Here is a 14,017-nt window from a genome sequence, read left to right as displayed (position 1 = left end):
GATTTTACCTAAAAGGTGCGTATGCGATTCAGGGACGACGTGAATGGACTGCGTGCGTTAGCAGTCGTTGCTGTGGTGCTGTTCCATTTCAACCCCACCATGCTTCCCGCAGGGTTTGCCGGCGTTGATGTGTTTTTCGTCATCTCGGGCTACTTGATGACCGGTGCCATTTTCCCCAAAGTGCAGGCCGGCACCTTCACGCTGATGGGTTTTTACACCAGCCGAGCCAAACGGTTGATTCCCGCCTTGGTCGCCCTTTGCGCTGCCATGTTGGCATGGGGTTACTTCAACCTGCTTCCCATCGAGTACAAGCAACTTGGGCAGCATGTGGCTGGCGCACTTTCGTTTACCTCCAACTTGATGTTCTACAGCGAGTCGGGCTATTTCGATTCAGCTTCGCATTTGAAATGGCTGCTGCACACCTGGTCACTGTCGGTCGAATGGCAGTTTTACCTCGTCTACCCTCTGATCATTATGGCCGTGCTCAGGGCGCTGGGGGCCGGCGCTGGCCGATTAGTGATAGTTGGCCTGACGATACTGTCGTTCGCCTTCGCCACTTGGGCTTCTTACTACTTGGAAAGCTTCGCCTACTACATGCTGCCATCACGGGCGTGGGAGATGTTGATTGGTGGCGTGGTCTACTTGCACCCAGTCAATCTTCGCGACAGCAAAAAAGCTCCTGTCGCGCTTGCCGGGCTGCTATTGATCGTGGGTTCGCTGTTCGCCCTCGACAGCACCACCGCGTGGCCCGGGCATTGGGCGTTGTTGCCCGTCATCGGCACCTGCCTGGTGATCGCCGCCGGTTACACTGGCTCGCGCCTGGCCAAGCACTGGCTGGTGGCTTGGATGGGTAAAACCTCCTATTCCACTTACCTGTGGCATTGGCCCATTTGCGTTTACCTGTTTAAAAGCGGCCTGGCCGAGCAGCCTCAGGCGATTATTGGCGGTGTGTTGCTATCGTTCGTGCTGGGTTTGGTGTCTTACCTGACCGTCGAAAATATCGCCGGTCAACGCGCCGCATCGCCCGGCACGTTCCTCGCCAGGCTTAGCCAAGTGCGCAGCCCAACCGCCATCGCTGCATTTTGCCTGGTGCTGGCTGCCGGGTTCACGGTTGTAAAAAGCAACGGCGCTGCCTACCGGGTGGAGGGGGAAATTCAGGCCCTATCGGCCATTACGAACGTCTACGAATACTATGACTTCAAACAGAACATCCGTTACGGCGTTTGCCACTCGGTGTCCAAAGAACTCAGTTATGCCCACTGCATCGAACCCCGCCGCAAAATGTTGTTTATCTGGGGCGACTCCTATGCGGCGGCGCTGTACCAAGGTCTACTGAGTGCCCGCGATAACGGGCACACCGAATACGGTATTTCACAAATGACCGACGGTAATGGCCCACCATTCTTTGCCATCCCTGGCAAGACCGATGAAGGCAAGCCAGTTGCACAAGCCAACAACGACCGGCTTGAAGCCGTGGCGCACTATAAGCCCGACGTGGTGGTGCTGACTTGGCTGGTGTTCGGCAGTAATGCCCCTCATGAACAGCACCAAGCGTTGGCCATGCTGCAAGAAACAGTGAGCAAGATAAAAGCCGTGTCGCCCGTGAGCAAAGTCGTTGTGATTGGCCCAGTCCCGCACTGGAATGGCAATTTAAGTTCGGTGGTGCTGGGCTATTGGGCAGAACACAATAAAGTTCCGCCGCAATACATGGCGTACGGGTTGAACCCGCAAGTAGCGGACTGGGACGGCTTCTTCAAGCAGCGCGTACCGTCTATTGGTGCGTCCTATATCTCGGCCCTGGATATACTCTGCAAAGGGGAGGGGTGTTTAAGCCGCCTTGGCAGCGACTTGATCGACCTGCCAGTGGTGGACTTTGGTCACCTCAGCAAGCATGGTTCTATCTACTTTGTGGATAAGATCAAGGCTGAAATCTTTCAGTAACCTTGTAAGCGGCGCAGGCCGAACAGAGCGGCAGGCACTGCTTAAGACTCAAGCCGTGCCTGCCGTGCCGTTCACCTCATTTCAATCGCCTGACCGCATCAGTGAAGTTCCCAGCGCCGACTCATAAGCGCTTTTCAATTGCTGACTTAGCAGCTTGAGGCTGTACTGTTTGGCACGTTTGCGGCTCGCAGCACCCAGCGTGCGGATCTTTTTCGGATTTAGGCAGAACTGGCGCAATCTTTTGGCCATGGCTTTGGTGTCGCCATGCTCAAAGGTGTACCCCGTAACGCCTTCATCAATCAGCTCTGGCAAAGCCCCCCAGCGATAGGCGAGCACCGGCCGGCTGGCAGCCATACCTTCCAGGACAGTGCGGCCAAAGGTTTCCTGGCAGTGAGACAGATTCAGCACAATGTTGGCTTGGGCAATGGCAGCCTGCGGGCTTTCGGCGTAAGGCATGATGCTCAAATTGCGTGGCAGTTTGCCGCGGGCTTCCAAGGTGCGCAAAGCAGCAACACCCGGCGTGTGCGGGCCAATCAACAACAATTGCAAGTTGGGCGTGTCGGCAGCGGTGTCACACGCTAGTTGCAACAAATCGGCGATGCCTTTCTTGGGTAAATTGCTGCTGATAAGTGCCGCTGTGATGCGTTTGTTGTCCGGCGTGTTAGGCAGGTCGAACGCCTTGAGGTCGATGATGTTCCCGACCACATGGGTAGCGCCCGGTTTGGCGATGTGCTGCGCCGTGAAGGCGGAGTTGGCCAGTACCTGGTCGGCTCGGCTCAATGCCTCGGCAACGATATGGTCAGCTGGCAAGCCGATGGCCGCACACAGGTCAGCATCATGCGCGGGGGACTCATGCACATGGAGCACGGCCGGTACTTGGGCAAGGCGTGCTGCGATCAGCGGCTCGCGCAGCATCAGGGTATTGCTGTGCACCAGGTCCACCGAGTGGGTGCGAATCAAGGCACAGAAACGCTCAACGGCTACCCGGCACGGCGCAATGTCAGTGCGCCACAGCTGGGTTGGGATGCATGCCACATGCGTAGCGCGCGCTCGCAACGCGTCGATGTAAGCCGGGTTGGCCACGCTCGGCACACTGACCAGCACGTTCAAGTCTAGCGCAGCGCACGCATCCAGCATATCCAGCAAGCTGCGCTCCGCCCCAAACAGCTGCACGTTAGCCGCATGGGCGCAAAGCAGTACGGTGGGCCTTCCTGGGCGGTGCTGCAGGTTGCCAGCGAATGTTGGGTTGCCAACATCGTAACCGGTATGACGACCCGACTGATGATAATGCAGCAGTGCAGGCATGCCACTGTCGCGGGCTTCGACACATTGCTCCAGGTACCACGCCGTATTGAAGTCTGGGCCAGGTTCGCGGCCCTCAGCATGACCGTGGGCAAGGTAATGCTGCCAGGCGTCGAGGCTGGCGCCTTGCAAGTCTGGGTTGCGCTCCAAGTACCAGGCCTCGTCGAACAAGGCCGGTATCACAGGTTCGGCGGGCTCCAGTGCGGCGGCCTCTACTGCGGGCTGCTCAGGGATGGCAACCTGCGGTACTGGCGGCGTAACAAGTGCCGGAGCCACCTCGGCAGCGAGCGGGCCGGCCAACTGAGGTGAAACTGGTGTTGCGCCGATTTCCAGCGACTTGGCCTCGCGGACCGAATCGATAACCTGGCAGCTTTGCAGCCCTTTGACTGTTGGTACTTGATCCAATGGATTAGCAAGCAGGTGCCGACCCACGACCAGTACTCGGCGGGCCACCAGTGCCTGCTCGCCCAGCACCATTTCGACTTCACCCGAGACGGCCTGGCGCAGCAGGGCCGGGTCAATCGGGCTTGGCCGCTGATAATCTGGCCAATGCAGCAGGCCGATACGCTCGCCCTGATCCTGCAAGCGCGCCAGCACCAGACGCAGAGGCTTGGCGGTGCGCGCTGCTTCGCTGAGGTCGCTGACCACCAGCCAATCGTAGCTGGCCTCGGTCTGGGCGTTACGCAGCATCGGCGTTGGCGCGGGGAACGCGCGCGTGCCGCTACCTGGAGTCAAGCGCAGCCCGCCTGCATCGTTCGCCATGCCGTGCCAGGCCTCGGCAAGAGCGCTGTATAACTGGCGCAGGCCATAGAACGTTGAGCGCAAGTGCGTGCCGGAAGCCATGGTCAGCGACTGTGGCAGGTGACGGGCAATGACCAGCGGCACCCCTGGGAGCACATACAGCAGAGCATCGGCGCCATGGCAGCGCTGCAAGCGCTGGCGCAGTTCGTGGTCGGCAGCGACGCGCACTTCATCCCAGCCGCCAAGGGCGCGTACTGCGTCGCAGCGCATCATGATGGTGGAAACGCTTGGTTCGATCAGGCTGTTCTCAATACGCCAGCACTGGAAGTGCAGTTCGGTATCGGCCCTGACCCACTCAGCGAGCGTGCCGACCAGTTTGGGGGTTTCCAGCAGTGGCGCGGCCATCAGCTCCAACCGCCGCGGATGCGACCAGTCGTCACTGTCGTGGTTTACCAGGAATGTGCCGGTTGCGTGGCTCAATGCGGTATTGCGGGCAGCGTAAGCGCCGCGGTTTACAGGTTGCTGCAGCAGGATGATACGTGCATCTTCACGGGCAAGCGCAGACACGCGCTCGACTGTGGCGTCTGTGCTGCAATCATCGACCACCAGAATTTCCAGGTTGCTCCAGCTTTGAGCCAGCAGGCTGCGCAAGGCTGTTTCGATGAACGCCTGAGCGTTGTACGCCGGCATGATCACACTGATTTTGGGTTGCGCTTCGGGCGTAATGTGCGCCGTGCAACTGGCGTGCAGGTTATCCAGGCTCAGCGCGGCGCCGGGGTTGCGCAGGGCAACAGGTGCCAGGTCAGCCGCTGCCAATGCACGGTTGAGCCAGAACAAGCGCCGGGAAGCGGCCGATTCATGCTGTGGGTCACCGGTGCCCAGCGCCATGTTTGCCGCCGCGAGGCACAAATCGGGCTGTTGGCCCCGGGCGGCGATGGCTTCCCCAATGCACGCCTGGGCAAGCGCGTGTTGGCCATTGCGCAGCAGCACTTCGGCCCGTAGTAACGTTGGGCCAAGCCCCCCGATAAAAGGCGGCAGAGGCTCAGCAAGGGCATCGACATGCAGCAGTGCGCTCGACCACTGCGCGGCACTGGCATGCCAGCGGGCCAAGGCCCACGAAGCGTACGCGTACTCTTCGCGGTCTTCTGTCCGCGCGTGCAGGGCAGTGAGCTCGGGCAATGCCAGCGCGGTGAAGCCGCCCCACAGCGCGGTGTCCAGGCGGTAGGCCTCGAGGTAGCGGGGCAGGCGCCCCTCAGCGGCACCATGCAGGTCGTAATGTTGTTGCGGGTCTGCTGCGCAGGCCGCTACATCGGGATAGGTTGTCAGGTACCACTGGGCATCGACCACACTGTTAAACGGTGCTACCGCCTTGACCTCAGACATGGGCAGCCACTCGGCTGATTACTTTACGAGCACGGTGCAGCGTGTGGTTGGACTGGTCCATGGCCGCGAGGATCTCGCGGTTGGCCAGGTAGTAGTTTTCCAGCTCTTCCTGGACCAAGTGCAGTTGCGACAGCAACAGCTCGTTTTCTTCGCTCAGCGCCTGGGCATTGGCCACGGCACCGGCTGCCTCCAGGCCGGACTGCTGCTGCGCAGCCAAGGTTTGGTCCAGCTCTTTTTTCAGTTTGGCGTACTTGTCATTTGTGGCCTGGCTTTCGAGGTGGCGCTTTTCCAGCTCCTCTTGCACTTGGTGCAGTTGGGCCAGCAGCAGTTCGCTTTCTTCCTTGTAGCGTTGTGCAGCGCTGGTGTCGGCATGCACTTGTTGAGCTTTTTGTTGCGTAGCGCGCGCCTGTGCTACTTCCAGCTGGAGGGCTGCGACCTGTTGTTCGAGTAACAGGCTGGCCTGATGGCGCTTTTCCAGCTCTTCCTGCACGTTATGCAGTTGAGCCAGCAACAGCTCGTTTTCCTCAGCCAATGGCTTGGAACCCGCGCTGGCAGCGCTTATGGCCTGGGTAGCCTGCTGTTTGTCCGCCAGCGCCTGGGCCAACTGTTGCTGCAGGCTGCTGTGCTGCTCCCTCATTAGCTGACTTTCTGCTTCACGATCGGCGAGCGCCTGCTGAGCGCGGTCTAGCTGCGACAGCACCTGTTCGCGCTCATCGTGGCGGCTTTGCTGAGCATTGCGCGCTTGCTCGGTTTCACGACGCAGGCTGGCGATGGCCCTTTCACGCTCATGCAACTGCAGTTGAGCGTTGGGCAGTTGGCGGCCGGCATGGATCAGATCCAGCAGTTCGATCAACCCTGCAGTAGTTGGCAGTGGGCGATTGGAGCGGAATTCCGGCTCACCGCTTGGCAGCCATGCTGCAGCTTCCAACGCTTCGTACAGGGTCCAGCTTTCGGGTGCCATCTGCTCGAAGACACCACCCAGTGTGGCCGCCAACGGGTCGGCAAACAGCTGTAGTGGCTGGTCGTTGTAAGCTAGGCCCAGCCGCTCGAACAGCGCCTGCGGGGTCACCCTGTCGATGTTCACCAGAATCAAGCGTTGACGCAGCGTGCGCCGCAGTTGCAGCACAGCACGTTGCTCGGCCTGCCACTGGTGCAGGGCTGCCGATACATCGACGGTGGCACCATCGGCCAACCAGGACCAAGGCGCACGATACAGCCACACGCGCTGGTGTGCCCCCGAAGAGCTGGTGAGGTCGACGCCTGCCATGAACTGCGCAGCGGATTTCCACTGAATCGAAAATGTATCGTCAAATGAGGCGCCTACATACGCGCGGCTGGCCTGTTCACTCAGGCCGGAGAGTAGGGTTTGCATCGATGTCTCCATAAAAACGGTAGCCATGTCATGGCCGCGCTCAGTCCTTGCTGTACAGGTCGCGGGTATAAATTTTGTCGAGTATATCGTTGATTTCATCGGTAAGCCGATTGGCCACGACGACATCGCAGCTGCGCTTGAACTCTTCAAGGTCTGTCAGGACCGGAGAGTTGAAAAAGGTTGCAACTTTGAGCACCGGCTCATAGACCACCACTTCCACTCCCTTGGCCTTCAGGCGCTTCATGATGCCCTGAATGGAGGAGGTACGGAAATTGTCCGAGCCGGCTTTCATGATCAACCGATAAATACCCACTCGTCGCGGCTTGCGCTTGAGAATGGCCTCGGCGATGAAGTCTTTGCGGGTACGGTTGGAGTCGACGATTGCCCGAATCAAGGTTTGCGGCACATCACTGTAGTTGGCCAGCAATTGCTTGGTGTCCTTGGGCAGGCAGTAGCCGCCATAGCCGAAGGAGGGGTTGTTGTAATGGTTGCCAATCCGCGGGTCGAGCCCGACCCCTTCGATGATCTGGCGGGTATCCAGGCCATGGCTTTCGGCGTAGCTGTCCAGCTCGTTGAAGTACGCTACGCGCATGGCCAGATACGTGTTGGCGAACAGCTTGATCGCCTCGGCTTCGGTAGCGCCGGTATGCAGTACCGGTACGTCTTTTTTGATCGCGCTGTGCTGCACCAGTTCGGCGAATAGCCTGGCGCCTGCGGTATCACCGCCGACCACGATGCGGGAAGGGTACAGGTTGTCGTAGAGCGCCTGGCCTTCACGCAGAAATTCAGGTGCAAAAATGATGTCGTCAAAACCGAACAACCGCCGCATGCGCTCGGTGAAGCCAACTGGCACTGTGGACTTGATCACCAACGTGGCAGCCAGATTGACCGCGCGCACGTCACGGATGACCGACTCGACGGAACGCGTATCGAAGCGGCCGCTTTCAACGTCATAGTCGGTGGGGGTGGCGATGACGACGAAGGCCGCATCGGCGTAAGCCTCTGCGCCATCGAGCGTTGCCTGCAGGTTCAGCTGCTTGTTGAGCAGATAGTCTTCAAGCAACGGGTCGACAATGGGCGAGCGGCGCTGGTTGATGGCGTCTACCTTGGCCGGGTCGCGGTCCAGCGTTAACACTTGCGTGTGTTGAGCGAGCAGGGCGGCATTGGCCAGGCCTACGTAGCCCATTCCGACGACTGTGATTTTCATGGTCTGCATACCCAGGCACCGGGCCGTGGCAGGCACTGGGGAGGGGTGATGTTCATAATGTGCTTTCCCTTGCGCGCCTAGGCGTACTCAACAGCAGATAATGTAAGCGGGCCGGCTTTGCAGCCGGCCCTGCGCAGAGCCAAAGCGATGCCTTGGTGCCTGGGCTATTTCAGGCAAGCATGCAGTATGGGTATCAACCGTTGCAGGCGTTCGCCTGTGTCAGGCTTGGTCGCCCGCATCGAGGCCCCGGCAACAGCCTTGCTGATCGCTGCATAACCCCAGGGTTTGTGGGCACGAATAAGTGCCGACTGCTGGTCGTCCGCCTGCCGGAATTCATTGTACAGGCTGGTATTGGGCGAGGGCAGTTCCTGCAGCCAGTCTTCGGGGCGGGCGAGCGCCACCATCGGGATATCGCGTTGCTTGCAGAAAACCGACAGGTGTAGGTCTGCCATGCCCGGCGTTCCGAAATGGGTAAGGTCCAGCCCGTGCAACAGACCCGAGTGAAACGCTACGGTGCCAGTGCCCAGGTTGTTCACCAACGCATCCCGTTCCAGTTCCTTTTTGAACATGTGCACCTTACGGAAGGATGTGAAGTAACCTTCTGCCTGCTCAGGTAGTAGTACCCCATGTACCCCGATGACCGCCTGGCGCTCGTAATCCTCGATGCGTCGCACCATGCTGGCGACGTAATCAGGTGGATAGACGATGTCGTCATCTGCTGTGAAGTAGTAGCAGTCTTCTGCAAGTGTGGAAAACGCCAGGAACTTGCCGTTGTCGCGCAGACCAGGGTGGTCTTTGGACAGGTAGACCTTTACTTGGGGGTGGCAATTGCGGACGAAGTCTGGGACCGAATCATAGCGGTCCAGATAGACGTGCATCGCGTCAACCTGAGGCGAGAGGCTAGCGAGTACCTGGCGCAGCAATTCGGCGCGACTTGGAATCGAGCAGATACTGACAACTACTGGTTGAGCACGAGGGGCGAATCCGCTAACCAATGACGGCGCGGCTATCATGTTGGGATGAGCCGGAAAACGGGAATTCTGGTGGAAGTCCTCAATACCAGAATTATCATGTTGGATGGCATATGCTGATTTCCGAGTATCCTCGTATGAGAAATCATTACCCGAATTCTGATGGTTGCCAGATGTCAGTACTTCAGTATGAGGCAGCTGTTGCAGCACCGTTTGGAAGTAGAGTGGCAAATCTAGCTTTGAAATATTAAAACCTTTCTCATTCGCCCAGGTGTCCAGTCTGAAGTTGAACTCGTTTTCATCACCATAGTTGCAGCTAAGGAGATTTGATTCTTCAAAGGCTTGGCGATGGAAGCCAATGGTTTTAATTCCAAGTTGTGTAATGGCACCATAAGATAGAAGAACCTTGGTAGAGGGGGCTTCTACCAGCGAATAGGTCCCGCGAACTGCTACAACGTTCGGCTGCACAAGCTCAGACATCATTATGGCAATGCGCTCAGGGTGAGAAAGATCGCGAGCGCCCTGAAAGAACAGGTATTCACCTTTTGCTAAGGAAAAAGCATATTTTGTTGAGGGGATGCTGCCCCGCCTACTATTGTTGCGATGACATCTAAGGTTGGCGACGGAGTTCATCAGACGCTTTAAAATATCCCACGTATTGTCGGGGCTCGCGTCATCAATCACTATTAACTCGAGATTGGGCCATTTTTGGCGAAGTACTGAAGTAACTGACTCTTCAATGAAGTCTGCACAGTTGTGTGCGATCATTAATATGGATACGAGCGGGTGCGATGACTGGCTCGCCCCCTGATTTTCATTTTTGAATCGGTCAATGATATGGTGTAGGTCGATTAATGACAGGTCGTCGCCACTAGTCCTCCCAGACTCTGAGGTTGCGCTTGGTGCGGTTCTTATGGTTTCTATTGTATCAGGGCTTGGTGAGCTTTTTTTTGCCAAACTGAGCTGCTTCCTTGCTCTGGCCAAGCCGAAATCATAGGTGTGTGCGAGCTCAGGTTGTTCTGCTATGGCGCGTTCATACAGGTCGACCGCAAGCTGGTAATGAGCAGAGTCAAATGCAGCTTGGGCACGACTCGCAATCGACATTGCAGAAGCCCCTGTTCGGTTGTTACGAATAGTATTTGTAAATTCGGTGGATTTCGACGCACGTGTACATCTATCAATCAGGGCTGCGGGTTGCTCAAAAGTTTTGCCGAACACGAACGAATGGATTCTCGCTACCCCTGGGCCTGACAGCCGCAGCGATACTTTTAAGAATTTGCAATTGTTTGGCAAAATAAGAGAATATGATGATCCTGCGCCGTTAATTGTATGGTTGATAAATTTTTTATTGGCATCTAAGTATTCAATTATCGTGCTGAGCTCAGAAAGATTGTGGTCGGCAATTAATCTGAATTTGTTGTTGCTCTTCAGGTTTAATGCGTCGAGGTTGAAGACTGACGCGCATTGTAGGATGCTCTGCGCATTTCGGGGCGTTTCAGCTTTGATAATTAACTGACCGTTTTCTAAGGATAGCGAGATATGCTCGGGTAGACGAGCCGAAAACCAGTCTGAAAGCGTAGTAGCTAAAATCTGAGTTGCTGACGCATCTATAGTAGGCATGCGATAATCGTCAGCGGTCAGGCGCTCCGCAATGGGGAGTATATCATTGGCAAGTGACAGGCCTAGATTTTCTAATGGTAAGTCGCCCACGAAGCTCAGTACCTGCGACTCAGGCAAAGAGAAGCTTTGTCGACAATATTGAAATTGGTCAGTTCCTAGCATCTGTTCCAAGTTTATTCGCATGTCTTGTATGTTGTCTAGACAAGACTCAAGTAATTCGTTGGATAGTTTGCTGCTTCGAATTAATGCGGCTCGAACGGCCAAGGAATCAGTCTCACGATACTGGCGGTGCGCCTTGTTCAAGACTACCTGTGTGTCACGGACTGTATAGTGCGTGACTTTTCCCAAGGCATCCGCCTGCGAGAAGCTATTTGCAAGAACAAGATCGGTTAAATAGTACTCGCCATAGGTATCTTCCGCAGAAAAAAAAGATAACCAATTAAGTTCGCCAAGTGCGATATTTACGCTGCTCAAAAAACTGGGTTTGTGAGAGAAGAAATTGATGCGTTTGTCCGACGAAGTTGATGGCTCAGCAGAGTAGTTACGTAGCAACAACAGTCGGCACGGGTTGGCTTGCCTTTGAAAGTTCTTGATTACTCTAAGCTCTGATTCTGGGCTGTCCGCAACAGCCAAAACAAGAACTTCGGGAGGATTAATAGACCAGCGCTTCCGTTGGATTCGAGCTTTTATATAATCGAGCCGATGTTCATAAGTGTGCTCGGAGAGTACTTTTCTCAACGCCATCAGGCAGCGTTTTTGGTAGATTACGTCATCATTCCAAGCTGGTCGAATCTCATCTTCTAATGATCTGGGATCATCTGAGGCGATTACCAAATCGCCAAAAAATATTCGCATCCCTTTAGATTCGTTGCTGACAACAAGCGTGTTACAGCACATCAATTCAAATACACGGCGGGCAAACATGCTTTGAGAATGTTTGACTGTGTTGATGTTTAACGCAAATCGATATCCTTTGTAGGCGTGATCGATTTTATTGAACGGCAGATAGCCTTTTATGAAATTATTATATTCAGCAGGAAATTGAGTTTCGGCTTTATGACTATGATAGTTTCTATCGAAAATATCTAAGGGGCCGAGTCGGGACACTGCCCTGACAAGATTGGCGAAATCGTGCTGTCGTTCAGGGTAGCGCTGATACCATGAGCCGGCAAAAGAAAATGCATTTGATCGTGTAAGGGTTGGAAGTGGTGTTTGGACCCTTGGTTGGGCAGCAAATGGAAGGAGAAAAACACGATCATGCCCCAAAGCTTTCATGTAGCGCGGTATACAGTCAATATCGGTCGTTGCCACATGATCGAAATGAGTGGCCAGAGAAAGGAATGTGCCGAAATGAACAGGATCTTCTTTGTTCCAGAAAATTGTAGGTATTCCGCGGGATCTGCAAAACTCAAGGCATTCCAGGATTTCAGGGCTTGGTGGTGCAAGTTTGCCATGCCAAGCACTATTCAATCCCTGCCAAGCGGACTCAACAAATAAGAGATCTGGCTGGAAGCTGACAATTTCAGATTTGAAAGTGTCCGGCAAGACATGCTTGGTTCTGGCAGAGGTCGAGGTGTAGCCAGCACTGCTGAAGGCATCGGCAATAAGGAGGATTTTGAAATTCATTGTGTTGCCTTCGGGCATTTAGCTGGCTCTTAATGCTATGGATTTAATAGTTGATTGTGCTGCTATTTGCCAAGCAAGATACTTGTTGCGAGAATTTTACCTATGGCGATATTGTGGCTTTCTTTTCGTGGTGAATCATCAATTTCGCCAATGTGATCATTCCAATACCTCAGTTCGGCTTCCAATTCCGAATGCCCATGTGTAGAGCTGAGGTGCACGAGTCTTTTTAAATTGGAGCTGTCGAGATTACCTGTGTAACCGTCGTCGGCTGTCATTTTGTGGAAGAAGCTACAAATAGCATGGCCCGACTCTTGTGGCATACCGATGACTGTGAATTCGATTAGTTCCTCATCAGAAATCGGGCCACCCAGTTCTGTCAGTCGCGAGTTTATGTAGTCCTCAGAGACATTTTTCTCTGGCTTGTCGAATTCTACAGCAGCGAGTTCTGGAGACAAAAGAATTAGTAAGTCATGGACAATATTCTTCCGTTGAGCAAGCGAGACCTCTGTATCTGGAAGCATAAAGTGCTCTGCGAGCGATTTTTGCATCAGCGGCCTGATAGCATAAAGAGAGAAAATGGTAGACCGGGCGCCATGCAAAGCGTTCCGATAGCCCAGATAGTGAATCTCGCCGCTTGAGGATTGCACATGAAGCTTCTCTTGGCCTCGACCGATTTCCAAGCTGAAGAGATCTTTGTTAATGGGGCAGTTGTCAGCTATCGCGTCAATGGATTTTAAACCATAGTTGCCTTTGTAAAGCTCGGCACCATGGCCCGTTAAAGGGATAGGAAAGTTTTTAGCAGGTACCCTTTTAGGGCAGTAGATAGAGTCGTAAATGCCGCAAGATAAAAGTACATAGGTACTTAATTGGTCTACTGGGGTTGTTTTGACTGAGATGAAGTTTTCCCTAGAATTGTAAGCGAAGGAAAATTTTTGGGATAGTATTTTAACGACTTCGAGGTCTCGCTTCAAAGTCTCGCTTGTTCCGATATGAAGATTTTTGGAAGAAATTTTCTGGATGGCACTTGCGAGCATTACTCGAGAGTCTAGCCCGCCAGAAAGAGAAAGGGATAAAGGATATAAATTTATAAGTGAGCTAACGATCGAGCGCAGATTAATGGCGGATGAGCGTGTGATGTGGTTGAAATCGAGTGGTTCATTTCTTGTAGTTTGAGTATGGGCTACTATTTTCGCATGGGGGTTGCTATCTATGATATTGATTTCAATATGGTTAAGAGGTGGAAGATACTTGATAGCAGAAAATGGGGTTTTGTCTGAAATTAGCTGGTTGGTAATTGAGTTAATCCATGCCCGAGACTTGATACTCTGCATGTCAGGGTGAGCTGATAATCCGAGAGATTTTCTCAGCTTTAGTAACACGTACAATGAGTCAGAGCAGGCAAAGCAATTTTTGCTGGCAAAAAATAATATTGGAAGCTGAGAGAAGTAGTCGTTGCAGATGGATATTTTTTCGTTATCTCTGTGAACGGAAAAATAGCAACCTTCTAAACCGGCCTGCAAATCCGTGTCAGAGTCAGGGGCTGAGTAGTGAATTTTTTTGTCTTTATAGTTGATACAATAGCCCTGGAATATGCGGCTATCACCGTAAGTGTGGTTTGAGGCTTGGTGGGATATGTAATACTCAACAACGCCGTTGTGGTTTTTTTTTGATATATCAGACGTTTCTGGGTACCCTTGCGAAAAAAAATTTTCCTCTATGTCTTGTTCGATGCCATTATTTGCAGCTATATATAGGTAATTTGCCATATTTGTCTTAACCCATCGAGGTCGCGAAATTTCTAGATTATTTTGCTTGAGTGGCCCCTAACTGCCAGGCCATTCACATAGGGGGAGC

6 protein-coding genes are annotated in these 14,017 nt (G+C 54.1%); 1 reads left to right on the top strand and 5 read right to left on the bottom strand.

The window, feature by feature from the left end:
• The first annotated feature begins 39 nt into the window (after positions 1 to 39).
• Positions 40 to 1,941 carry an acyltransferase family protein gene (locus AC07XM_RS19770; protein ID WP_158248162.1) on the top strand — a complete coding sequence of 634 codons (1,902 nt, stop codon included), beginning with the start codon at positions 40 to 42 and terminating at the stop codon, positions 1,939 to 1,941.
• Positions 1,942 to 2,022: 81 nt separating this feature from the next.
• On the opposite strand, the gene AC07XM_RS19765 is transcribed toward AC07XM_RS19770, so the two are convergent.
• The 5 genes from AC07XM_RS19765 to AC07XM_RS19745 form a co-directional block, all read right to left on the bottom strand.
• Positions 2,023 to 5,367 (bottom strand): glycosyltransferase, encoded by a 3,345-nt coding sequence (locus AC07XM_RS19765; protein ID WP_102689516.1) that lies wholly within the window; start codon positions 5,365 to 5,367, stop codon positions 2,023 to 2,025.
• Positions 5,360 to 6,739, bottom strand: coding sequence for a coiled-coil domain-containing protein (locus tag AC07XM_RS19760; protein WP_060518659.1), 1,380 nt, complete (start codon positions 6,737 to 6,739; stop codon positions 5,360 to 5,362). The genes AC07XM_RS19765 and AC07XM_RS19760 overlap by 8 nt, the downstream gene beginning before the upstream one ends.
• A 40-nt stretch (positions 6,740 to 6,779) precedes the next feature.
• The gene (locus tag AC07XM_RS19755) at positions 6,780 to 7,946 is read right to left on the bottom strand and encodes a nucleotide sugar dehydrogenase (RefSeq protein WP_060518690.1); all 1,167 of its coding nucleotides are present in this window, start codon (positions 7,944 to 7,946) and stop codon (positions 6,780 to 6,782) included.
• A 164-nt stretch (positions 7,947 to 8,110) separates the two neighbouring features.
• Entirely contained in the window at positions 8,111 to 12,181 is a 4,071-nt protein-coding gene (locus AC07XM_RS19750) for a glycosyltransferase (protein ID WP_102689517.1), read from the bottom strand.
• Positions 12,182 to 12,225: 44 nt separating this feature from the next.
• Positions 12,226 to 13,929 (bottom strand): hypothetical protein, encoded by a 1,704-nt coding sequence (locus tag AC07XM_RS19745; protein WP_146024533.1) that lies wholly within the window; start codon positions 13,927 to 13,929, stop codon positions 12,226 to 12,228.
• Positions 13,930 to 14,017 lie beyond the last annotated feature (88 nt).

This window comes from Pseudomonas sp. GW460-LB5, from assembly GCF_059423245.1.
Note: the sequence above shows the minus strand (reverse complement) of the source record. Positions and strands in the feature narration are given on the sequence as shown.